The following is a 22,409-nucleotide window of genomic DNA, read 5'->3' on the forward strand; positions in this document are numbered from 1 at the left end:
TGGATTACCTTAGTGCAGTCAACAAGGGGTAGCCGAGGAACGCTACCACATCGATAAGAAAATGCCCGATGATCAGGGGCCACACGCGACCCGTGCGGTGATACACCCAAGCGAATACGACGCCCATCACTATATTGCCCACACCGGCACTCACGCCCTGGTACAGGTGGTAGCTACCCCGCAACGCAGCGGAGGCAGCGATTGCCGCTGGAGCGCCCCACCCCAGCTGCCGTAGCCGAGTGAGCAGCCAAAACACCACGACGGTTTCCTCGGCGAAGCCATTGGCAAAGCTCCACAGAATGCTGATCCAATCGGAATTAGGCACCACCTCTTTGCTGAAGCCAAAGTGTAATGCTCCGAGGTAGAACGCCAACCCTGGAATCCCGATCACCGCTGCCAGAAGCGCCCCGTGCACAAGGTCAAGGCGGCGCAGCCGCGGCATGCGGATGCCATCCTTTTCCAACAACATCAGCACCAGTAAGCCCCAACCAATCAAAATGCCGGAGGACGTGGCTTGCAGGAGGGGGTCCAGCCACGTGGTGGTTTGTTGCGGGTGGAGGGCGACGGACTGTTCGTTGAGTGGGGCGGGTTGCAGCAGGGCGTCGATAAGCCGCAGGAGGGACCGCACACCCTGCATGCCAAAGGTGATCAGCAGCACCACGCCGAGTTCCTTTTTCATGGGTGCAACTTTCCGGCAACGGCGAGCAAGGCGGCAGGGGAACAGTTCAACGCACCCAAGTGCACGCTGCGGCCACCGAAGGGCACAGTGATTGCCGCGCCCCCGGTCATGTTAAACAGGGAAGCCCAAGGGGTCCACCGGGTTTGCTCGGCAAAGTCCTCGGCTGGGGCAAGGCGGGAAAACGTGCCAATCGGCGGCGGGTCATACGCCAGCGTCGGGGTGAGTAGTACATGGACACCCCAACTGTGGGTGGCTTGCGGCACCGCGTGGAATCGCCGCAAAGCCTCTCGCTTGTCGATGTCCCGCTCCCGCATCCACGTAATCATCGGCGAGGCCGACCCCGGAATGCGGCGCGACAATAGGCAAATCACCTGCTCAAAGGCTGCAAACACGTCCGGCGAGTAGGGGCGCACCGGGATCACCTCGTGGCCCAAGTTCGCCAGCTGATCTGCGGCGGACCGCGCCGCGTCGGCCCACGCGGGCGCCACGCTGCCATCCCCATGTAGCGGACGAGTGAGCAGGCCGATGCGCAACCGGGCGGGGGCAGGGGCGAGTTTGTGGAGGTAGGCGGCATCGGCAACCGTGCGGGTAATAAACCCCTGCACTGTGAGTTTGCCTCCCGCGCTATGGTGCGCGGGTTTGAACCCCACCAGGGAGGTTGCGGCCGCCGGGATGCGGATGGAGCCTCCACCGTCGGACGCGTGCGCCGCCGGTACAAACCCCGCGGCGACCGCGGCCGCCGCCCCGCCCGAAGACCCGCCCGGCGTGCGCCCCGGCAACCGCGGGTTATCCACCGCCGGAAACCCCACCGGTTCCGTATACGCCGTCATGCCCATTTCCGAAGTCTGCGTCTTGCCGGCAACCACCGCGCCGCAGCCCACCAACGCCTCCACATACGGGTCTGTCGTCGTGGGCATATCCATGCGATGCACTGAGCCGTAGGCGCACGGTAGGCCCGCTACCGGAGAGAGGTCTTTGATTGGCAGCGGCAGCCCGAATAGGTGTTGGTCGGTGGGTTTGCGTACCTGCAATGCGCGCGCTGAATCGAATGCATAATCCAAGTCGAGGGAGGCGAAACAAGGGTGGTGGTGGGGGACGCGGGCGTCGATATCCGCGACGAGCTCCGTGGGCCGTACCTCGCCGCCGCGTACGGCCGCACACAACTCGGACAGCGGTAAATCCAGCGCAGAATCTTCGGGCACGGAAGTAAACACTACTATTGAGCCATGACAAACGTCGCGTACCTCGGTCCCGCAGGCACCTTTACTGAAGAAGCCCTCTGGCGCTTTGCTGACGCCGGTTGCGTCCCCGATGACGTCACCCCGCTGCCCGTGGCAAGCTCCGCCGAAGCCATGGAAGCGGTGCGCACCGGGGCCGCGGACTACGCCTGCGTTGCAATAGAAAACTCTGTCGATGGGGCAGTGACGCTGACTTTTGATGCACTCGCCGGGGAAGGGGTGCAGATCTACCACGAAACCGAAATAGAAATCGCGTTTAGCATCATGGTGCGGCCAGGCACCACCGACATCCGCACGTTTTCCACTCACCCCGTGGCACGCCAGCAGGTGAGAAGTTGGGTGGACCAGCATCTCCCCGGCGTGGAGTACATTCCCGCATCCTCCAACGCCGCCGCCGCCCAAGCTGTCGCCGAAGGGCGTATCGACGCCGCCGCCGCCCCCCGCCGCGCCGCAGACCTGTTTGGGCTGGAACGTCGCGCCGATGGGGTTGCCGACGTATCCGGCGCCCGCACCAGGTTCGTCCTCGTCGGACGCCCGGGCACGCCCACGCCGCGCACCGGATCCGACCGCACTGCCGTGGTGTTCACCTTGCCAAATACGCCCGGTTCGTTGGTGGCCGCCCTCACCGAGTTCGCATTGCGCGGACTGGACCTTACGCGCATTGAGTCCCGGCCTACCCGCACCGGGTTGGGTACGTACCGCTTCCACGTAGACTTCATAGGCCATATCGATGATGCCCCAGTCGCCGAAGCGCTCCGTGCGCTCTACCTGCACTGCGAACACCTGTCCTACTTGGGGTCTTGGCCTACATTAGAAGTAGTTTCACGCACGGATACGCGTCGCCTGGCGGAGGCAGCCGAGTGGGTCGACGCGGCACGGAAAGGGCACCATTCATGCTGATCTTGGTACGTCACGGTCAAACCCACGCGAACGCCGCAAAAATCATCGACACGCGGCCGCCGGGGGCGGAGCTGACTGACACGGGGCGCAGCCAGGCCAGCAAACTCGGTGCCGAACTTGCGGAATACGACCTGAATTCCATCAACTGCTCCGTCGCGCTACGGGCCCAGCAAACCGCCCTGCTGCTGTCCAGCGCGTACGCGGAAACCACCGGCAAGCACGTACCGGTGGACATCCAACTCGGCGTGCACGAAATTTTCGCGGGGCATCTCGACGGCCGCGGCGACCCCGAAACCGCCGCCTCATACACGCGCGCCTTTCGCGGCTGGCTCGACGGCGACCCGGGTTCCCGGTTGCCCGGCGGCGAAAACTACCTCGAGGTGCTGCAACGCTCCCAGCCTGTACTCGAGCTCCTCGCCGGACGAGAGGGTGTGAATGTGCTGGTCAGCCATGGCGCCGCCATCCGCACCATGGCGCGCTGGGCCACGGGCGTTACGCCCGATTACGCGTTCGACACGTACCTGGCCAACGGTAGAACCGTCATCCTCGATCCCGCAGGTCGGCCCTTTGGCGAATGGGGCCTAGTCAGCTGGGGTTAACCCCAGCCGAGCGCGTGGAGATCATCGTCGTCCAAGCCGAAGTGGTGTCCCACCTCGTGGATGACGGTGATTTTTACCTGCTCGATCAGCTCTTCCTCCGAAGAACAAAAATCCTCGAGGGCGTTCTTGTAGATGGTGATCGTGTCGGGCAGGTGCCCCGCATTATCAAAGGTGCGCTGCGGCAACGCAACACCCTCGTAAAAGCCGAGGATGTGCGGGGAATCTGGATGATACGAGCCGATCAAGATCACCGTGTTGTGCATGTGTCGCACGAATTCTTCGGGAATCTGATCTAACCCTAAATCCACGAGCTCTTCGAAGCGCTCGTCGCTGACCGGCATCATTGCGGTGGCCGCTGGCTGCGCAACGGATTGCGGGTCGGCTGCGGCGGCGGCGGGGCGTCGTTAATCAAAAACTCACCCTTGGCGGTTCCCTTCAGCGTTGCAAAGCCGCCATCTGGGTTCGCCTTAATCAGCGAACAGTTCACCGTGTGCGTACCCCCAGCCCAAGAATTCACCGGAATGGTATTCCAGAACGTCTGCAACGTTGAGTTGTACAGCGCGTCGTCGCCACCGATGTAATCCAAGCTGACCTGCGTGCAATGATCCTTGAGGAAAGCGTCTTGCTCCTCAATACTCGGCGCGTGGTCTGGGAAGTGCAGTGCCAAATCAACAACGCCAGTCACCTCGTAGGTGTGTGGTTCCGCGCAGTCCACCACGTGGATGGCTTGGGCGGCGTCGACACGCACGCACTCACCCGTTTGCGCAATACGTGCTTGGTCTTGCTCCGTCGCCCGGCCACTGGTGAGCTGCAGGTTGCCGTGGTCGTCGGTCACCTGCAAACCGCACAGCATCGTGCGATCCCCGTTCTTCCACGCGTCTGGCGGCGGCAAAATCGGGGCGATGGAATACCGTCCATTCGGGTCATACTTCCCCTGCAAATAATCAAGCGTGGGCTGCCGGCATAACTCCTCGCGCAGCTGCGCCTGGCGCGTCACGTCCGGCAACGACGCGTTCGGGCCGAACTCACTTGAAGGGTAGGTGGCCAAATTCTCACGGTAAGAAACTTCAAAGCGGTGTTTTTGGGCACAGTCAGTCTGCTCAAAATTCTTAATCGCACCGTTTTGGATCTCCCACGTCAGGCAGGCGCCAATATCCGCCGTGGTAAATGGGGCAACCCCGTCCGGGGTTTCTACCGAGGGTTCATTCGTCGGCGTGGCAAACCGCGTCAAAGCAAACGCTGCAACCGCAACCACGGCCAATGCCAGCGTGAAGCGCACGGTTGTAGCAGTACGTATGGTATTCATCGTGTTCCATCATGCACCACTTACCGCCGAGTCGGAAGTGAAACGCCCGGAATCTCTTGTGCGCGACACATGTGTTTTCAGGGCGTATCTATCTGTCCGGTACAGGGACGTGCACCATTCGATAGGGCGCGCGCCGGAAAACGACTGCCGCACAATCCGCAACAACGCCGTACCAGGCTCAACGTCCAACAGTTCACCAGTCTCCTCGTCGGCGGTGATAGCGGTAGCGGTTTGCTCCGCGTCCGTCACCGGAACCCCGTATTCGTTATCCAGGATGGCGTAGACGGAATTATAAACATCGTTTTCCAGCAGGCCAGGGGCGAATTCGCTGTTGTACCAACCATCGTCAATCGCGTACGGTCGATTATCCCCCAATCGGAGGCGGCGCAGATGCGTATGGGCGGCATCCGAACCGAAAAAACTCTGCACATTATCCGGGGCGGTGCCACGGGCGGCGAGCAAAATCTTGCTGGAGGCCTTTAAATGCTGGGCGGACATTTCAGAAGAAAAAGACGCAAGATTCAGCCGAGACACCAGCGGGCTTGGGGCCACGAACGTCCCCTTGCCACGGGCGCGTTTTAAGGTGCCGGCCGCGACAAGATCGCCAATGGCGCGACGCACGGTAATTCGGCTCACGCCGTAGGTTTCTTCAAGGACTCGCTCGCCGGGCAGCATATCCCCAGGGGAAAGTTGGGTGGCGCAAATCTCTTCCAAGATCTCTCTGAGCTGCGCGTGTTTTGGCTTCGAACCGTCCGTTAACTGCCTGACCACCGGATACTCGCCCATGCAACCAGATTACTCGCCTGGTGATAACCAGGTGTGGCTTTGTGGTACATACCCCACGCAGGAGGGGGAGTGCCCGTATGTTGCGTTTGGCACAGCTGGTATTGGCATATGTTAACGGCACTGGTGCTGCGAGGTAGGGTAAAGATGTGATTGATCTCAAATTCCTTCGTGACTATCCCGAAACCGTCCGCGCCTCGCAGCTCACACGCGGGGAAGACCCCGCACTGGTAGATCAACTCATCGCAGCCGATGCGCAACGCCGCGAGGCGATTAGCGCGGCGGATGCCCTGCGCGCCGAACAAAAAGCCTTTGGCAAAAAGATCGGGCAGGCTACGCCGGAGGAACGACCCGCCTTGCTCGCGGGCTCTAACGAGCTCAAAGCGAAGGTCAAGGAAGCGGAAGCCGCCCAGAAGGCAGCGGCCGAGGAGGTTGACAGGCTGCAAATGCAGCTGAGCAACGTGGTGGAAGGCGCCCCCGCCGGCGGCGAGGACGACTTTGTGGTGTTAGAGCATGTGGGTGAGCCCCGCACCTTTGACTTCGAACCCAAGGACCACTTAGCGCTCGGCGAAAGCCTCGGCCTGATTGAGATGGAACGCGGCGCGAAGGTGAGCGGCGCCCGATTTTATTTCCTCACTGGTTATGGTGCGCTACTGCAGCTGGCCATGCTGAACCTGGCCGCGCAAAAGGCCGTGGCGAATGGGTTCGAGCTGATGGTGCCGCCGGTGCTGGTGCGCCCTGAAGTGATGTCTGGTACTGGTTTTTTGGGCGCGCACTCGGACGAGATCTATTACTTGCCGCAGGATGATTTGTATCTTGTGGGTACCTCGGAGGTTGCGTTGGCGGGCTACCACCAGGGTGAGATTCTTGATCTTTCCGCTGGGCCGAAACGCTATGCCGGTTGGTCGTCGTGTTTCCGCCGCGAGGCGGGTTCGCACGGTAAGGATACGCGCGGCATTTTGCGTGTCCACCAGTTTGACAAGGTGGAGATGTTTACGTGGTGTAAGCCGGAGGATGCCGCCGCCGAGCATCAACGTTTGTTGGCCATGGAGCGGGAGATGCTGGCGGCCGTTGAGGTGCCGTACCGGATCATTGACGTTGCTGGCGGGGACCTTGGCGCCTCGGCGGCCCGGAAGTTTGACACTGAGGCGTGGGTGCCCACCCAAGGCACGTACCGAGAATTGACGTCTACTTCGAATTGTACGACCTTCCAGGCGCGGCGTTTGCAGGTGCGGTATCGGGACGAGCAGGGCCGCACGCAAACTTGCGCCACGCTGAACGGCACGCTCGCCACCACGCGGTGGTTGGTGGCGATCCTGGAAAACAATCAGCAGTCGGATGGTTCGGTGCTGGTGCCGGAGGCGTTGCGACCGTATGTGGGCCGCGAGGTGCTGGAGCCAGTGAAGTAAATGATGGAGCCGCCGCTGCTCGTGGCCAGCGACATCGATGGCACGCTCATTGACGATAGGGAACGCATCCCCAAAGCCGTGCGGGAGGCGATTATCCGCATGACTCGCGCGGGCACCGTGATGGCGTTAGCTACTGGCAGGCCTGCGCGTTGGTTGCGCCCCGTACTGGATCAACTCACCGTGCGCCCTGTGTGCGTGTGTAGCAATGGCGCTGTGATTTACGATTCCGCCCGGGATCAGATTCTCCAGCAGCAATCCTTAAAACCCGAGGTAATGCGCCGAATTATCGACGCCGCGCGCCTCGTCACCGACGTCGGCGTCGCCGTGGAACGCTGCGGGGAATCCGCGTTTGCCCCCGAGGAAGAACTTTTTGTGGTGTCGCCCTCGTATGTGCATGCATGGGACGCCGAGGAATACGGCCACGCGGACGAAGCCGAGGTTATCGGCCAACCCGCCGTGAAACTCCTGTTGCGTAACGACGCCCTGACCGCACCGCAGCTCTACGCGCTTATTAAACCGTTGGTACCGGCGAGTACGGCGCACATCACCTATTCGATGAATGAGGGGCTCTTGGAGGTTGCCCCGCCCGGTATCAATAAAGCCAAAGGTGTTGGGGAGTTGGCTAACTATATCGGCGTTTCTGCCAACGAAGTTCTGTGCTTCGGCGACATGCCCAATGATCTTGAGATGCTGCAATGGGCGGGGTACGGAGTGGCTGTAGCAAACGCACACCCCGCGCTGAAAGCTGTTGCGGACGAGGTGTGCGGCACCAACAATGACGGCGGCATCGCCGATATTCTCAGCCGCTGGTTTTAGTTCGCCGCCCCCCGGAGCCGCGACCCAAAGCCTAGGTGGGGTGGATTTCTACGCTGCCGTCGGCGGGGTTAAAGGTAATGTAGCCGCCTTGGAAGTCAACGCGGATGAGGTCACCGGCGAGGTATTCCTCGGTGAGTGGCAACCCCAAGGGGCCAGAGTCAAAGCCTTGCGCGGCCCAGGCGTCGCCGATCTTGCCCCACAGGGCGTGCGTGCCCGCCTCGGGGGAGGACACGATCATGCCGTTGTCAAACGGTACGTACTCCACGGTGGAATTGCGTTCCCCTACCGGGGTTGCGGTGTGCACGCCGCCGCGGGGTTGGCCGAGGATGGGTCCCACGGCGTCGTTAATCTTCCGCCAAGTTTCGGCGAATTTATCGTCGCCGGTCAGGGAAATCGCCGTGGTGATCAGCGCGGGGATGTCCTTCAGCTGCAGGCCCTCGATGATGTCGATGCTGCCGGCTTTGGAAACTTCGTTTGGCAGGCGGCCTTGAGAGGCGAGCAAACCCACGCCCGCGGCCAGTAGCGTGCCGACCGTATTGCCGATGTTCGGGGAGGCTAGCGCTTGGGCGAGCGGCGCTGTGGAGGCTTGCTCTGCCGCAGGTTGCGCAGCCTGCTGCGTCGTTGTTGGCGCGGCGGTGGTTGGTGCGGTGGTTGTTGGTGCGGTGGTTCGCTCCGGTTGGGGCTGTCCGTTGCGGAGGGAATCGTACTTGCGTTTGGCGGTCGCGCGGATCTGATCCATCTTCGCGTATGCGTATTGTCCGGGGCACGCGGTGGTGCCGACGTCGCGGTGGGCGAAGATATTGGGCAAGGTCACGGCTTGCCCGTAGGCGAATTTGGCAAAGCTTGTGCCTTCGGAATAGTGCAGGTCTTCCCCGGTCGGGTCGAAGTCGCCGACCTTGGCCCGCCAGCCCGCGAGCTCGCCGACAGCGTTAAGCATGGTGTCGGTTGGCTCGACTTCTTCGTAATTGCCGAGCATGGAAATCGCCCAAGTGTTTTCGTTGAAGCCACCTGCGTGGGCGCCTTGGACCGTTTTGTTCATGCCGCCCGCACGGCCCTCGTAGATCGTGCCGTACTTGTCCACGAGGGAGTGGTAGCCGATATCGCACCAGCCGAGTTGTTGGGCGTGGTATTGGTAGATTCCGCGCACGATACCCGCTGCTTCCGCCTGCGTATAGTTGTTCGAACCTGCGGTGTGGTGGATGGTGATCGCGTTGGTCTCGTCGTCGTAGGTAGGTTCGCCGCAGCGGATGGATTCGTCCGCGCGCCAACCCGCGCGGGTCACCACGCTGGGCATGCCGTCGCTGTCGGCGGTCAGCGCGATGCCGCCTTGGTCGGCGTGGCCGTCGATAAACACGGCGTCGATACCCGCGGCGTCTTGCACGCCGTGAACCGCTACCTGCACTTTTCGGGTGGGCTCGAGGTAAATCGGTTCAGTGCCGGTGCGGGTGGTGGCCTCTTCGTTGATGGGGTCGGCGCTATACCACGGCCCCCAAGAGCCGTCCTCCCGTTGCGCGCGGAAGAATGCCGCGACGTCGCGCTGCCCTTGCCAGGAGAGGGCGAATAGTGAGAAAGGTTCGTCTCGGGCAAATTCCTTCACGCTGCGCGGGCCCTGGTCTTCGCCCTGCGCGCTGATTGCGGAATCCTCAACGACTACGGTTTCGCCGCCATCGAAGCTGGTGGTAGCGAGTGAAGCGGCGATGGGGTCACCACCAGCTTCCTGGGTCTTTTGAATACCACCGATGCCCAAGGCTGCGGATGCGATCAGGGCAAGAGCAAGAATCACAGCAAGGATGGGACGGTGGGAGCCTGCTTGTAAGCGGCGGCGCTGCAGCATGTGAGGACACTCCCTGAGATCGAGACAATGTTACGATAATAAACTCTAGTGGCACATGCTATCAGTGTGGCGCTTGTTAATAAAGTGGCGTGTGCGGCGTGTCCGCGAGTATTACCGTGCGCTGCGCGAACGCACGCGATACGCTCGATGCATGACCGAACAAAAATATGACCTCATTGTGGTTGGATCCGGGCTCTTTGGGCTGACGGTGGCAGAGCGCGCCGCAAGCCAGCTTGGCAAGCGCGTGCTCATCGTGGAAAAGCGTCATCACCTCGGCGGAAACGCATATTCAGAGGCCGAGCCCACCACCGGCATCGAGGTCCACCGCTACGGTGCGCACTTGTTCCATACCTCGAACAAGCGCGTCTGGGACTATGTTCGGCAATTCACGGAATTCACTGGTTACCAGCACCGCGTGTTTGCAATGCACAAGGGCACCGCGTACCAATTCCCCATGGGCCTGGGCCTTATTAACCAATTCTTTGGAAAATATTACAGCCCGGACGATGCCCGCGCCTTGATCCGCGAGCAAACCGATGGGCTGGACCCGGATGCCGCCACCAACCTTGAGGAAAAGGCGATCTCCCTGATTGGACGCCCCCTGTATGAGGCGTTCGTGCGGGACTACACCGCGAAGCAGTGGCAGACGGACCCGAAGGAACTCCCCGCCGGGAATATTACTCGCCTGCCTGTGCGCTATACCTTTGACAACCGTTACTTCAACGACACGTTCGAAGGTCTCCCTGTCGACGGTTACGCCGCGTGGCTGGAGCGCATGGCGGACCACGAGCTCATTGATGTGCGACTGAATACTGATTGGTTTGAGGTCCGCGAGCAGGTTCGCGCCGAAAGCCCCAACGCGCCCGTGGTGTACACCGGCCCGCTCGACCGCTACTTCGACTACTCCGAGGGCACGCTCGGCTGGCGCACACTTGACTTTGAAACCGAAGTGTTGGACACCGGCGATTTTCAGGGAACATCCGTGATGAACTACAACGATGCGGATGTGCCCTACACCCGTATCCACGAATTCCGGCACTTCCACCCGGAGCGTAGCGACCGCTACCCAACGGACAAGACAGTCATCATGAAGGAGTACAGTCGCTTCGCCGAGGGCGACGATGAGCCCTATTATCCGATCAACACGCCGGCGGACCGCGATATGCTGCTGCGCTACCGTGAGCTTGCCGCCCAGGAAACCCAACGCCACCAGGTATTTTTCGGCGGCCGCTTAGGTACGTATCAGTATCTGGATATGCACATGGCTATCGCTTCCGCGCTGAGCATGTTTGATAATAAGCTTGCGCCGATGTGGCAGGGGTGAGTTACACCCAAGGGGTATTTCTCCCCCGAATTGGCGTTTACACTGTGGATAAATATAGCTGTAAGAATGTGAACGCGGGTTGTGGGTAAACGTCAAATTATCGTCGTGGTCAGCGCTGTCTTGCTGCTGATCGCCGCAGTGGCGGCGGCAACGTATTTTTCCGCGCCGCCGGCGGGACGTTACAAGTTTGTGGATAGCCGATACGCGGGAGTGTCCTCCAAAATTGCCGGCTGGGAGACCGACAGCGAAAAGGTCTCCATCGAATACCCGATCACCCACATTTCCGGCATTGACGCCACCATTGAGGAGGCGATCGACGCCGACTATGACACGTTCCGCAACGAGGATTCCGCGCAGACGTTCGCGGCGGGGTACCAGATCACCACGAATACGGATCGGTACCTTTCCATCGCCGTAAATGTGCATCAGGATGACCGCGCGGAGAGTTATTGTTGGACGTTCGACAAACGCACGGGCGAGGCGTTAACGCTTCCTTCGCTTTTCGACGACCCCGCCCTCGGCGTATCCGAAATCGTTGAGCTTGCGCAAAACGCGGCCCGGAAGCATTTGGCTGCCCAGGGCAAGTCGGCGGAGGATGCGGAACTTTCTGGTGACCGGTTCACCAATTTTGCGGTGGACCATGGTTCGCTGATGTTCGGTTCGGTGCTTCCGGATGCCTACCGTGAGCTAAACCTACGCGTGGACGTCAACCAGGTGAGCGACCTGATAGTAGAGGAATACGCCGAGGATTTGTTTGGGGTGACGCCCTTGACGATGCCCGGGCCGGTGGAGCCCGCGGTGTCGAAAAGCTGCGCCGGCCAGCGGTGTGTGGCGTTAACGTTCGACGACGGTCCGGGGGAGCATACGCGGCGGCTGCTGAGCATCCTGGGTGCTCACGACGTGAAAGCTACGTTCTACCTGGTGGGCGAGCAGGTGCGCGGTAATCGCGCGCTGACCAACCGCATGGCGAAAGCCGGCCATCAGATTGGCAACCACTCCTGGAATCATCCGGACCTGTCGCAGCAATCCCCGGAAGTGATTCGGCAGCAGCTGGTGGACACGAACGAGCTTATTGCGGAAGTCACAGGTGTGACTCCGCACACCATGCGCCCGCCGTACGGTGCGCTCAGCCCCGCCGTGACCCAGGAGATTAAGGCCGCCGAAATGTCCACGATCCTCTGGAACGTAGATACGAAAGACTGGGCGGACTTGGATTCCACCATCGTGTGCAATCGAGCGGTGGCCAGCGCGCAGCCCGGTTCGATCATTTTGATGCATGATGTGCACAAAACCACCGTGGATGCCGTGCCGTGTGTGATCGGCGAACTGGCCAAATTAGGGTACCGCTTCGTCACCGTGGACGAGTTGCTTGGGGAAACCACGCCGGGCACGATGTATTTTTCCGCCTCCTAGCGTGACCTGTGCTTATGTTACAGTCGGGCTGAGTATGCGTGTCTGGGTGGCTTAAGCACCATACAGCTTGTGGAAGACTACTCTTCAATGGGAACCCAACAGAAAGGCTGGAACAATATGAGCAAGGCGGTCGAGCAGCTGCAGCGTGTGTTGCTGCCCAAGCGTGGTGAGCCGCACGATGTGCGCACGCTGTACTTGCTGGAGGCTGATCGCAATGACGCCCGCGCGAGCTGGAATGATCGTACGAGTGTGACCATTCCCAGCGGTTGCGAGGTGAGTTTCCAGACCTATTTCAACGCATTCCCAGCTAGTTATTGGCGGCGTTGGTCGCAGCTGGACTCGGTGGTGTTGCGCGTTGAGGTTTCCGGCGCCGCCCGCGTTGACGTGTACCGTTCCAAGATCGACGGCGCCCGCATCGGTGTGGTCGGCGGTCTGGTTGAGGATGATGCGATTGAATTCGACCTTTCCTTAGCCCCGTTTGAGGATGGTGGTTGGTATTGGTTCGACATCACCGCCGAGACCGACACGACGATTACCAAGGCCGGTTGGTTTTCCCCGATTGCCGCCCAGCCGCAAACCCTGCCGAGCGGGGAGCAGGTCGGCCCATTTGAACAGCGCGTAACCGTTGGTGTTCCTACGTTTAACCGTCCCGCAGACGCCGTCGCCGCCTTGGAAGCGTTGGCCAGTGACCCCGCGGTGGATGCCGTAATTGACGCGGTGATTATGCCTGATCAGGGCACGAAACACCCCGCGGACGAGCCGGGATATGCGGCCGCCGTGGATCATTTTGAGGGGCGCTTTTTTGAATTCCGCCAGGGTAACCTCGGCGGCTCCGGTGGGTATTCTCGCATCATGTGGGAGGCGTTGGGCGACGGCCCGGCCGGTGCGCCGCAGTCCCCATACATTCTCTATATGGATGACGATATTGCCATCGAACCGGACTCGGTGCTGCGGGCGCTGCAGGTTGCGCGTTTTGCCAAAACGCCGATGTTAGTGGGCGGGCAGATGCTGAACCTGCAGGAGCGCAGCCATCTCCATTCCATGGGCGAGGTTGTGGACCGGTCTATTTTTATGTGGACCCACGCCCCGCACGTGCACTATGACCACGACTTTTCTAAGATGCCGCTGAGCTATCAGGGGAACAAGGACGATAAGCCGAAGGATAAAAACTCCCGCGACTTACACCGCCGCATCGACGTCGATTACAACGGTTGGTGGATGTGCCTGATCCCGCGTCTGGTTGCGGAGGAGATCGGCCAGCCGCTGCCACTATTTATTAAGTGGGACGATGCGGAGTATGGCCTGCGCGCGGCGAAGGCGGGTTATCCCACGGCAACGTGGCCGGGCGTGGCGATTTGGCATATGGCGTGGTCCGATAAGGACGACGCGATTGATTGGCAGGCGTATTTCCACCTGCGCAACCGGCTTATTGTCGCCGCCATGTATCACGACGGCCCAGTGGACGGCATTATTCGCTCGATGCTGAAGGCTACCGTGAAGCACTTGATGTGCTTGGAGTACTCCACTGTGGTGATTCAAAACGAGGCGATGCGAGATTTCCTCGCCGGGCCCGAGCGCCTGTTTGATATTTTGGATTCCTCGCTGCCGCGCATTGCGGCGATCCGCAAGGAATACCCGGATGCTGTGGTGTTGCCTACCGCCGCGGAGTTGCCGCGGGCGACGGGCATTCCGGGCGTGCCCACGAAGGACGTTGGCGGTCGCCTCGGCCCCGTAAAGAAGGCGTTTTGGCTGCTCAAGGGCCTCAAGCACACGCTGAGCAAGGAAAACAAGGCGCACCATGCTACCCCGCAGGCAAACTTCGCCCCCATTGAGGCGCGGTGGTTCAGCCTGTCGCGTGTCGACGGCGCGACCGTGACCACCGCAGACGGCCGCGGCGTGGTCTACCGCCAACGCGATCGAGCCAAGGCAAAGGCGTTGCTGCAGGAATCCCGGGCGCTGCAAAAGGAAGTGAAGGAACGCTTCGACGAGATGCGCGAGCGCTATCGGGCGGCACATAGTGAACTGACCAGCCATCAGGCGTGGGGGAAGGTGTTTCAGTGACCAAGGGTGACCCGTTCCGCGAGACCGAGGTGCTCGTGAGCTTGCAGCGCTTGGTCCCCCAAGCGACGTTGCCGGTGGCGCGTGGCATGAGCTTTTTTGGTGAGCATGCGGCGGGCTGGATGGCGTTGGGTTTGGTGGGCGCGGTCGTGGATAAGCGGCGGCGCGGTGGGTGGTGTCGGTTGGCCTTGGCGGCGCTGATCAGCCACGCGGCCTCTGTCGCGCTGAAACGCGTGGTGCGCCGCCCGCGACCCGCCGACGAGCGAATTACCATTGGCGTTTCTACACCCAGTAAGCTCAGTTTCCCAAGCTCGCACGCGACGTCCACCACGGCGGCATTGGTGAGCCTGACCACGCTGACCGGTAGCCGTATTCCCCTGGTGGGCGTGCCACTGATGATGCTTTCGAGGATGATGTTGGGCGTGCATTACCCCACCGACGTTGCCGCCGGCGCGTTGTTGGGGGCGCTCACCGCGAAACTGGTGCAGGAAAGGCAGTAACTTACATGACCCAGCCGATCGGCTCCGAACCGCACACCACTGGACTGGACACACATACGAAAAAGAAGCCTCCGAAAAACCTTTTGGATGGCATGGTGAAAGCGCTGCGTCCGAAGCAGTGGATCAAGAACGTGTTGGTGCTCGCCGCGCCCGCCGCTGCGGGTAGCTCGGCGCTGCTGAACCCCACAACGCTTCTCGACGTCGCCATCGCGTTCGCCGTGTTCTGCATGGCGGCGTCGTCGATCTATTTGGTCAACGACGCCCGCGACGTGGAGGCCGATCGGGCGCACCCCACGAAGCGATTCCGTCCTATTGCTGCAGGTGTACTGCCTGTGTGGCTGGCTTATTGCATGGCGATCGCACTGATTGTCGGGGCGCTCGGCGTGTCTTGGTTGGCAACCTCCGGTAAAGATTTGTGCGTGGTGGTGGCGATCTATATCGCACTGCAATTGGGGTATTGCTTCGGCTGGAAACATCAACCCGTCATTGATATTGCATTGGTTTCTTCCGGGTTTATGTTGCGCGCAATGGCGGGCGGTGTTGCGGCGGGGATCATGCTTTCGCAATGGTTCCTATTAGTAGCTGCTTTCGGTTCGCTGTTTATGGCCTCAGGAAAACGTTATGCAGAGATTCTGCTTGCTGAGCGTTCTGGCGCAAAGATCCGTAAGTCTCTTGAGGGGTACACAGCCCCTTATCTGCGTTTTGTTTGGACCCTGTCGGCAACCGCTGTGGTGATGTCTTATGCGCTCTGGGGTTTCGATATGCACGGGGGTGTCTGGTACCAGGTGTCGATGGTGCCCTTTACCGTGGCAATTCTTCGATATGCAGCAGACATTGACCGGGGCGATGGGGGTGCCCCTGATGAGTTGGCACTTTCGGACCGAACTTTGCAGGCATTAGCCCTGCTATGGGTGGTTTGCATCGTGCTTGCTGTGTACGTAAATCCGGCTTAAGACACCCCGCAAAAAAACTTGCATCTAGCTTTGTGCGACTTAAGGATGTAACATTTTGAAAAAGCTGGGGCGATAGTCCCAATGTCAATGCGCAATCGAGTACTGGGAAAGACCCTACCGAGGAGAACCATGACCATCATGAACCGACTTCGCGCAGTCGGCCGTAGTGCCACTGTGGTAGCTATGGCTGTTGCTGCAGCAGCAGGACTCGCCGTCGCTGGCAGTGGCGTCGCACATGCTAACAGTCGCGAAACGCTTCGTCCTGATGCAACCGGAACCTGTGACTGGGATGCGGCGCAGCACTGGGTGCAGCGTTGCGATGTCTGGTCTGAATCGATGGGGCGGAACGTGCCTGTGCTGGTGCAGCCCGCTCGGGCCGGTGGCAACGCTGGTTTCTATCTCCTTGACGGTATGCGCGCTGACGATAACTTCACCGGTTGGACCGTGTACTCGAACGCCCAGCAGGCGTACGTGGATACGAACATCACCTTGGTGATGCCAGTCGGTGGCGCAGGTTCCTTCTACTCCGACTGGGAGAACTCCGCAGCGTTCTCCTCGGAGCCGGTGACCTACAAGTGGGAAACCTTCCTGACCGCGGAGCTGCCGGGCTACCTGCAGCAGCACTTCGGTGTTTCCCCGACGAATAACTCCATCGCTGGTCTTTCCATGGGTGGCACTGCTGCCCTGAACTTGGCGGCACGTCACCCGAACCAGTTCCGCCAGGCGCTGTCCTACTCTGGCTACCTGCACACCACCGCACCGGGCATGCAGACCCTGCTGCGGTTGGCGCTGCTGGAGACCGGTGGCTTCAACCTGAACGCTATGTACGGCAGCATCACCAACCCACGCCGTTTTGAGAACGACCCGTTCCACAACATGGAGGGGCTGCACAACGCGGACGTGTACATTTCCGCCGCTACCGGTGCGTGGGCGCCGGAGGATCACAACTTGCCGTTGGATCAGCGCTTCATGGGCGCCGGCTTGGAGTTCCTGTCCCGTGCTACCACTCAAGAGTGGGAGCGTGAAGCTCGCTCTAAGGGTCTGAACCCGACCACCCACTACCCGGCCGTTGGTATTCACAACTGGCGTCTGTGGACGGATGAGCTGTGGCGTACCCGCGACCGCGTCTTGGACGTGATGCAGGCTCGCTAAGAGTTTCATTTGGATTGACCGCGCCGCTGGCGCGGTTTTTTCATGTCTAGTCACAGCAATTTAAAAAATTCACGTTGGACACCGTGTGTCACAACTACCACAACCTTCAAGTTGTACTTAAACTTAAGCGTATCGTGTGCAATCTTTTAAATTGTTGAGGACTTAGTTCATGCGCTCTTTTTCCTTCCCTGCCCGCGTTCTCCGCGCCGCAGCCATCCTCGTTCCGCTGACGTTGCTGAGCCCGCTTCCGGTCGCCGTGGCACAAGTAACTGCCCCGAGCCCGAGCGCAGGCCATAACGGTATTACGGACTATCTTGAGGGGGGCGAAGCGCCGCAACGCACGCCTATCCGTACTGATCACCCAGATATTGGTGGTTTGCCCTCGGGGGTGGACGTTGATCGCGTCGAATGGCTCACGGACCGGAGAGTCGCGGTGTTTATCAAGTCAGCCGCCATGCCGGAAAAACCAATCCAAGTACAGATCCTGCTGGCGCGCGATTGGCACTCCAACAAGGATGCCAAGTTTCCCGAGGTGTGGGCGCTCGACGGTTTGCGCGCACTAGAGGAAGAAAGCGGTTGGACTCTCTACACCAATATCGAGCAACAATTCGCTGATAAAAACGTCAACGTGATCATGCCTGTTGGCGGAGAGTCTTCGTTCTACACAGACTGGGACAAACCCGATAAAGGCAAACACTATAAGTGGGAGACGTTCCTGACCCAGGAACTGCCAGCGGTACTGAAGAACGGCTATCGCTCGAATGAGCAGCGTGCGATCTTCGGTATTTCCATGGGCGGCACCGCGGCGATGAACTTGGCGCAGCATCGCCCGGATATGTTCAATTTTGTTGGTTCCTTCTCTGGGTACTTGGACACCACGTCCTCCGGCATGCCCGCCATGATCGGCGCCGCGATGCAGGACGGTGGCGGCTACACGGCCGAAAATATGTGGGGACCGTACGGCTCCCAACGGTGGATCGACAATGATCCGAAGCTGGGTATTGAGGCGCTGAAAGGTAAAAGCGTCTACGTTTCCGCAGGTTCTGGGCGGGACGATTACGGGCAGCCTGGCAGCGTTGCCGAAGCACCTGCGGAGGTTTCCGGCATGGGGCTGGAGGTAATTTCCCGCATGACCACCCAAACGTTTGTGGACCGCGCAAAAAAGGCCGGGGTGCCGGTGACGGCAATGTTCCGTCCGTCTGGCATTCACAACTGGCCGTACTGGCAGTTCGAGCTGACCCAAGCGTGGCCGCACATCGCAGACAGCCTCAACCTCGAAGACCAGGACCGTGGCGCGGAATGCACCGCCGGCGGCGCAATCGGCGAGCTCACCAAGGACGGCTCCTACGGATCCTGCGTGACCAACGAGTACGACGTCCCCGGCGGCAAGGCGCAGGATTTCCGCAACGGCCGCGCGTATTGGTCGCCGAACACGGGCGCGCACGTGCTCATCGGTCGCATCGGTGCCCACTACTCTGAACTGGGTGCTACCGAGTCTTGGCTGGGGTTCCCGCTCTCCGGTGAGCAGACTACTCCGGACGGTGTGGGCCGCTACGTGGATTTTGAACACGGTTCCATTTATTGGACCCCAGAAACCAACGCCCACGCGGTGCCCAAAGACATGAAGGAAGCTTGGGGCCGGTTGAAGCACGAGCAGGGAGCGTTGAAGTATCCCACTTCTGATCCGAAGGAGGTTGGGGAAAACGTTGTCCAGCAATTCCAGGGCGGCTATGTCATTCGCACTCAAGACGATCACGCGTTCACCGTTCAGGGCATTATCGCCCAGAAATACGGGGAACTGGATACGGTGAATTCTCGTCTTGGCGCACCGAAATCCAATGAAATTCCCGTGAATGGTGGTGCGTTCCAGCAATTTGAGCATGGCAATATGTATTGGAGCTCAAACACGGGTGCACACTACGTCCTCTACGGCGACATTTTCGACGCCTGGGGTAAGAAGGATCACGAACAAGGCGAATACGGGTTCCCAGTCTCCGATCAGGAGAAAATCCCCGCAGGTGGTGAATCCGTTACTTTCGAACACGGCGTTATTCAGCAGGTCAACGGCCGCATTATTGAGGAGAAGAAGTGAGCATACGACACGCTTTCGTAGTCTTAGTCGCCTGTAGTGCCCTCGTGGCGTGCGGTGGCGCAACTTCGGAAGACACCACGGATTCCTCGGCGACATCGCTGAGCCGCGCCACCACCGCAAGCTCTGGGGCGACGAGCAAAACCGACACCCCGTCGGACGCTAGTTCGACGGAGCCAAGTGTGAAGGATCGGCCCGCGCAGGAAATCTCCTCGCTGCCCGAGATCACGCCCGAACGCACCGCTACCGACGAGGATTTTCTGCACGATCTGCAGGACAAGAAAGTCAAGGTAGAAGGCGTTGAGGATCAACTTATCGCCGCGGCTACCGAGGTGTGCCGGGCCAACGAACTCGGGCAGAAAAGCTTCACTGTCGACGCCGTGGCTGGCCAGCTGATCGAGCAGGGTCGCAGTAGCGAAACTCCCGAAGCCTTGGCCGAAACAATTGCGGCGGCCGCGAAAAACGCGTACTGCTAGATCCTATGAAAAAGGTGCTCACAATTCTGGTTGCGCTCATTGTGCTCGTGTTGATCACATTGGGCGTGGTTCGTTGGTTAGTGCAACCCCCGACCCCCGTTCCGCCGACCCCCGAACCCCCAACGGCAACGCAACCAGATTGGTGCCCGGACGTGGAGGTGATTGCCGCCCCTGGCACGTGGGAGTCCAACGCGGCGGACGATCCCGTGACCCCCACCGCCAACCCCACCTCGTTCATGCTCACGGTGACCCAACCGCTCCAAGAGCGGTACTCCCCGGATGATGTGAAGGTGTGGACAGTTCCCTATACTGCGCAATTCCGCAATATTCACGCCATGCACGAGGTGAGCTACGACCAGTCTCGGAATGAGGGCAGCGCGCGCGCCGAAGAGGAGATGCGGGCAACCCATGGGGAATGCCCCTTGACGGACTTCGTGCTCGTCGGATTCTCCCAAGGTGCCGTATTCCTCGGCGACATCGCCTCCGTGATCGGAACCGGTACCGCGAACATTGTGCCCGCGGAGCGGATTCGGGGTGTGGCGCTGGTGGCGGATGGGCGTCGAGAAGCGCAGTACGGGCAGCACGTGGGCAACCCCGTATCCGGTGTCGGCGCGGAAGTAGCGTTGCGCCCCGTCAACGCGCTGATTCAACCAATTGTTCCCGAGGCAACGATGCGTGGCTCGCGGCCCGGCGGGTTCGGCGCCCTCAACGACCGCACCGTGGAAATATGCGCGCCCGATGATCACATTTGCGACGCCCCGCTCAATGTGTTGAATGCGTTAGAACGCGCCGAGGGTCTGATTGCGGCAAATGGTATTCACGCGCAATATGCCACAAATCCGAACGTCATCCCCGGAACTACAACATCCGCGTGGTTGGTGGATTGGACAACAGACTTAATCAACAAATAAGTCAAATCCCTTGTATGTTCACTAGGGAAAGCATTAGACTTCACTAAGTATCTTGCAACCACTATAGGAGTACCATGGATCTTCATGCCGTCATCGGCCAGTTTTTTGACGAACAGGGCCGAATCAATCTGCCACCTCAGATGACCATTGCTGGGCTGTGTGAAACCCTGTACCAAGCGGAAGCGATGCAGGGAGGTGGGGATCGGCATTGCATGCGATTCTGGGACTTCTCCGCTGATCGTTCCGGCGTCGCCGTGGACTACACCCGTACTCAAGTAAACATCCGCATCAAAGCCGTGGCTGCGCGCCTGCAGCAGGTGGGCTCCATCGGTGACCGCGTGGCAGTACTGGCCGGCAATAGCCCCGAATACTTGTTTGGGTTTATTGGCGCCATGTATGCCGGCATGGTGCCGGTGCCATTGTACGACCCGAACGAACCGGGCCACGCCGACCATCTGAAGGCCGTGCTTGCGGATTGCAAGCCCAAGATTGTGTTGACGCATACCCCGTCCGCAGCCTCCGTGCGCGCGCACTTTGCCGACATCCCGGCCGCCGAGCGTCCCCGCATCCTCTCCGTGGACTCCCTGCCGGATTCCCTCGCGGAAAGCTGGGCGAACCCGCTGACGCTGCCCGAGGTGCAGGCGATGATGCAGCAGTCGCAGCAGAGCCCGCTGGACATGGTGGCGTTCCTGCAATACACCTCCGGCTCCACCCGCGTTCCGGCTGGCGTGGTGTTGACGCACCGCTCCGTGATGACCAACGTGCTGCAAATCTTCACCGCAGCGAAATTGCAAACCCCGCTGCGCTTGGTCACCTGGTTGCCGCTGCACCATGACATGGGCATTATCCTCGCCGCGTTCGTCACCGCGCTTGGGTTGAACATGGAATTTATGACGCCGCGCGATTTCATCCAGCAGCCCTCCCGCTGGACCAAGCAACTGCACAAGCGCGAAAACGACGTCAACGTGTACACCGTGGTGCCGAACTTCGCCCTCGAACTGGGCGTGCGCTACGCCCAACCGGCGGAAGGTGAAGAGCTGGATCTGAGCGCCATCGGCGGGCTGATCGTGGGTTCGGAGCCGGTCACCCCGAAGGCTGTGAACCAGTTCTTTGACGCGTTCTCCAAGTATGGCTTGGAGCGCACCATGATCCGCCCGTCTTACGGTTTGGCCGAGGCATCCCTGCTGGTGACCACGCCGCAGACTGACAATCGCCCGCTGATTATCTTCGCCGACCGCGACAAGCTCAGCGAAGGCTATGTGGAAATCGTCGCGGAAGACGACGAAAAGGCGATGCCGTTGATGTCCAACGGTTCCGTGGTGCGCCCGCAGGCGCTGGTGGTTGTTGATCCGGAAACCCGCACCGAGTTGGCGGATGGCCAGGTCGGCGAGTTCTGGGCGCATGGCCAGAACATGGCTGTGGGGTACTTGGACCGCCCCGAGGAAACGGCCGCCACGTTCCACAACACGTTGATCGCGCGGCTGCCTGAAAACTCCCGCGCGGAAGGTTTCCCTGATGACGATCGCTGGATGGCCACCGGTGACCTTGGCGTCATCATCGACGACGAGGTGTATATCACCGGTCGCCTGAAGGACTTGATTGTGGTGGCTGGCCGCAACCACTACCCGCAGGACATCGAGTACACCGTGGATCACGCGACGGATCACATTGAGCCCGCCGCGATCGCCGCCTTCGCCATTGAGGGTGACGACGTGGAGAAGCTGGTGATCTTCGCTGAGCGTGAGCGCACCAAGGACGAATCCGGTGACGCCGCCGCCATCGAGGCAATCCGCGCCGCAGTGTCCAAGCATCACGGTGTGGTGCCCCACGATGTGCGCATCGTCGGCTTGGGCGAAATTCCCCGGAGCTCCTCCGGTAAAATCGCTCGCCGCGTGTGCAAGAACGCGTACTTAGCTGAGCAATAACGCCGCACTCGTGCGAACAACAGCAACGCTTGGACCCCTTTATC

The 22,409-nt window shown here is 60.4% G+C and carries 20 protein-coding genes; 14 read left to right on the plus strand and 6 right to left on the minus strand.

The features are described from left to right. Positions 1-4: 4 nt before the first annotated feature. Positions 5-679 (minus strand): CPBP family intramembrane glutamic endopeptidase, encoded by a 675-nt coding sequence (locus tag Q4D83_RS05455; protein WP_303173672.1) that lies wholly within the window; start codon positions 677-679, stop codon positions 5-7. Beyond that, positions 676-1,881: an amidase gene (locus tag Q4D83_RS05460; RefSeq protein WP_303173673.1), complete on the minus strand. Its 1,206-nt coding sequence runs from the start codon at positions 1,879-1,881 to the stop codon at positions 676-678. The genes Q4D83_RS05455 and Q4D83_RS05460 overlap by 4 nt, the downstream gene beginning before the upstream one ends. A 24-nt stretch (positions 1,882-1,905) precedes the next feature. On the opposite strand from Q4D83_RS05460, the gene pheA reads away from it, so the two are divergent. Both pheA and Q4D83_RS05470 read left to right on the plus strand, forming a co-directional pair. After that, positions 1,906-2,817 carry a prephenate dehydratase gene (pheA, locus tag Q4D83_RS05465; protein WP_303173675.1) on the plus strand — a complete coding sequence of 304 codons (912 nt, stop codon included), beginning with the start codon at positions 1,906-1,908 and terminating at the stop codon, positions 2,815-2,817. Then, a complete protein-coding gene (locus tag Q4D83_RS05470; RefSeq protein WP_303173676.1) occupies positions 2,811-3,416 on the plus strand; it encodes a histidine phosphatase family protein in 606 nt (201 codons plus the stop codon). The genes pheA and Q4D83_RS05470 overlap by 7 nt, the downstream gene beginning before the upstream one ends. On the opposite strand, the gene Q4D83_RS05475 is transcribed toward Q4D83_RS05470, so the two are convergent. Genes Q4D83_RS05475 through Q4D83_RS05485 form a run of 3 tightly spaced genes read right to left on the minus strand, consistent with a single transcriptional unit; the run spans position 3,413 to position 5,508 of the window. Continuing rightward, positions 3,413-3,760, minus strand: a complete 348-nt coding sequence (locus tag Q4D83_RS05475) for a metallopeptidase family protein (RefSeq protein ID WP_303173678.1) — start codon at positions 3,758-3,760, stop codon at positions 3,413-3,415. The two genes, Q4D83_RS05470 and Q4D83_RS05475, sit on opposite strands and share 4 nt — an antisense overlap. Then, positions 3,757-4,722, minus strand: a complete 966-nt coding sequence (locus Q4D83_RS05480) for a septum formation family protein (RefSeq protein ID WP_303173680.1) — start codon at positions 4,720-4,722, stop codon at positions 3,757-3,759. Before Q4D83_RS05480 ends, Q4D83_RS05475 begins: the two co-directional genes overlap by 4 nt. A gap of 9 nt (positions 4,723-4,731) precedes the next feature. Next, entirely contained in the window at positions 4,732-5,508 is a 777-nt protein-coding gene (locus tag Q4D83_RS05485) for a GntR family transcriptional regulator (protein ID WP_303173682.1), read from the minus strand. A 146-nt stretch (positions 5,509-5,654) separates the two neighbouring features. On the opposite strand from Q4D83_RS05485, the gene serS reads away from it, so the two are divergent. Further along, positions 5,655-6,914, plus strand: coding sequence for a serine--tRNA ligase (gene serS / locus Q4D83_RS05490; RefSeq protein WP_303173683.1), 1,260 nt, complete (start codon positions 5,655-5,657; stop codon positions 6,912-6,914). Continuing rightward, positions 6,915-7,730 carry an HAD family hydrolase gene (locus Q4D83_RS05495; protein ID WP_303173685.1) on the plus strand — a complete coding sequence of 272 codons (816 nt, stop codon included), beginning with the start codon at positions 6,915-6,917 and terminating at the stop codon, positions 7,728-7,730. Between the two features lie 31 nt (positions 7,731-7,761). Here Q4D83_RS05495 and Q4D83_RS05500 read toward each other — a convergent pair whose 3' ends face one another. After that, positions 7,762-9,564, minus strand: a complete 1,803-nt coding sequence (locus tag Q4D83_RS05500) for an N-acetylmuramoyl-L-alanine amidase (RefSeq protein ID WP_303173687.1) — start codon at positions 9,562-9,564, stop codon at positions 7,762-7,764. Between the two features lie 151 nt (positions 9,565-9,715). Here Q4D83_RS05500 and glf point away from each other — a divergent pair, with 151 nt between their 5' ends. The 10 genes from glf to Q4D83_RS05550 all read left to right on the plus strand — a co-directional run bounded on the left by glf (position 9,716) and on the right by Q4D83_RS05550 (position 22,365). After that, positions 9,716-10,888 carry a UDP-galactopyranose mutase gene (glf, locus tag Q4D83_RS05505; RefSeq protein ID WP_303173690.1) on the plus strand — a complete coding sequence of 391 codons (1,173 nt, stop codon included), beginning with the start codon at positions 9,716-9,718 and terminating at the stop codon, positions 10,886-10,888. An 81-nt stretch (positions 10,889-10,969) separates the two neighbouring features. Further along, on the plus strand, positions 10,970-12,301 hold the full coding sequence (locus tag Q4D83_RS05510; RefSeq protein WP_303173692.1) for a polysaccharide deacetylase family protein: 1,332 nt from the start codon (positions 10,970-10,972) through the stop codon (positions 12,299-12,301). Between the two features lie 117 nt (positions 12,302-12,418). Then, positions 12,419-14,362 (plus strand): glycosyltransferase, encoded by a 1,944-nt coding sequence (locus Q4D83_RS05515; RefSeq protein ID WP_303173695.1) that lies wholly within the window; start codon positions 12,419-12,421, stop codon positions 14,360-14,362. Then, the gene (locus Q4D83_RS05520; protein WP_303173697.1) at positions 14,359-14,859 is read left to right on the plus strand and encodes a phosphatase PAP2 family protein; all 501 of its coding nucleotides are present in this window, start codon (positions 14,359-14,361) and stop codon (positions 14,857-14,859) included. Before Q4D83_RS05515 ends, Q4D83_RS05520 begins: the two co-directional genes overlap by 4 nt. Positions 14,860-14,864: 5 nt before the next feature. Beyond that, positions 14,865-15,812 carry a decaprenyl-phosphate phosphoribosyltransferase gene (locus Q4D83_RS05525; RefSeq protein WP_303173698.1) on the plus strand — a complete coding sequence of 316 codons (948 nt, stop codon included), beginning with the start codon at positions 14,865-14,867 and terminating at the stop codon, positions 15,810-15,812. 129 nt (positions 15,813-15,941) lie between these two features. After that, a complete protein-coding gene (locus Q4D83_RS05530; protein WP_303173699.1) occupies positions 15,942-16,964 on the plus strand; it encodes an alpha/beta hydrolase family protein in 1,023 nt (340 codons plus the stop codon). Positions 16,965-17,133: 169 nt separating this feature from the next. After that, a complete protein-coding gene (locus tag Q4D83_RS05535) occupies positions 17,134-19,056 on the plus strand; it encodes an alpha/beta hydrolase-fold protein (protein ID WP_303173700.1) in 1,923 nt (640 codons plus the stop codon). Further along, positions 19,053-19,529, plus strand: a complete 477-nt coding sequence (locus Q4D83_RS05540; RefSeq protein ID WP_303173702.1) for a DUF732 domain-containing protein — start codon at positions 19,053-19,055, stop codon at positions 19,527-19,529. Before Q4D83_RS05535 ends, Q4D83_RS05540 begins: the two co-directional genes overlap by 4 nt. A 5-nt stretch (positions 19,530-19,534) precedes the next feature. Then, positions 19,535-20,440 (plus strand): cutinase family protein, encoded by a 906-nt coding sequence (locus Q4D83_RS05545; protein WP_303173703.1) that lies wholly within the window; start codon positions 19,535-19,537, stop codon positions 20,438-20,440. 74 nt (positions 20,441-20,514) lie between these two features. After that, complete coding sequence (locus Q4D83_RS05550; protein WP_303173706.1) at positions 20,515-22,365, plus strand: FadD32-like long-chain-fatty-acid--AMP ligase; 1,851 nt, start codon at positions 20,515-20,517, stop codon at positions 22,363-22,365. Positions 22,366-22,409: the final 44 nt, after the last annotated feature.

The organism is Corynebacterium sp., from assembly GCF_030532715.1.
Taxonomy (GTDB): domain Bacteria; phylum Actinomycetota; class Actinomycetes; order Mycobacteriales; family Mycobacteriaceae; genus Corynebacterium.

Coding starts and splice junctions, on each gene's coding strand:
- Q4D83_RS05500 (WP_303173687.1), bottom strand. CDS start 9,564: ATGCTGCAGCGCCGCCGCTTACAAGCAGGCTCCCACCGTCCCATCCTT.
- glf (WP_303173690.1), top strand. CDS start 9,716: ATGACCGAACAAAAATATGACCTCATTGTGGTTGGATCCGGGCTCTTT.
- Q4D83_RS05470 (WP_303173676.1), top strand. CDS start 2,811: ATGCTGATCTTGGTACGTCACGGTCAAACCCACGCGAACGCCGCAAAA.
- Q4D83_RS05530 (WP_303173699.1), top strand. CDS start 15,942: ATGACCATCATGAACCGACTTCGCGCAGTCGGCCGTAGTGCCACTGTG.
- pheA (WP_303173675.1), top strand. CDS start 1,906: ATGACAAACGTCGCGTACCTCGGTCCCGCAGGCACCTTTACTGAAGAA.
- Q4D83_RS05515 (WP_303173695.1), top strand. CDS start 12,419: ATGAGCAAGGCGGTCGAGCAGCTGCAGCGTGTGTTGCTGCCCAAGCGT.
- Q4D83_RS05525 (WP_303173698.1), top strand. CDS start 14,865: ATGACCCAGCCGATCGGCTCCGAACCGCACACCACTGGACTGGACACA.
- Q4D83_RS05455 (WP_303173672.1), bottom strand. CDS start 679: ATGAAAAAGGAACTCGGCGTGGTGCTGCTGATCACCTTTGGCATGCAG.
- Q4D83_RS05545 (WP_303173703.1), top strand. CDS start 19,535: ATGAAAAAGGTGCTCACAATTCTGGTTGCGCTCATTGTGCTCGTGTTG.
- Q4D83_RS05485 (WP_303173682.1), bottom strand. CDS start 5,508: ATGGGCGAGTATCCGGTGGTCAGGCAGTTAACGGACGGTTCGAAGCCA.
- Q4D83_RS05495 (WP_303173685.1), top strand. CDS start 6,915: ATGATGGAGCCGCCGCTGCTCGTGGCCAGCGACATCGATGGCACGCTC.
- Q4D83_RS05550 (WP_303173706.1), top strand. CDS start 20,515: ATGGATCTTCATGCCGTCATCGGCCAGTTTTTTGACGAACAGGGCCGA.
- Q4D83_RS05535 (WP_303173700.1), top strand. CDS start 17,134: ATGCGCTCTTTTTCCTTCCCTGCCCGCGTTCTCCGCGCCGCAGCCATC.
- Q4D83_RS05475 (WP_303173678.1), bottom strand. CDS start 3,760: ATGATGCCGGTCAGCGACGAGCGCTTCGAAGAGCTCGTGGATTTAGGG.
- Q4D83_RS05480 (WP_303173680.1), bottom strand. CDS start 4,722: ATGAATACCATACGTACTGCTACAACCGTGCGCTTCACGCTGGCATTG.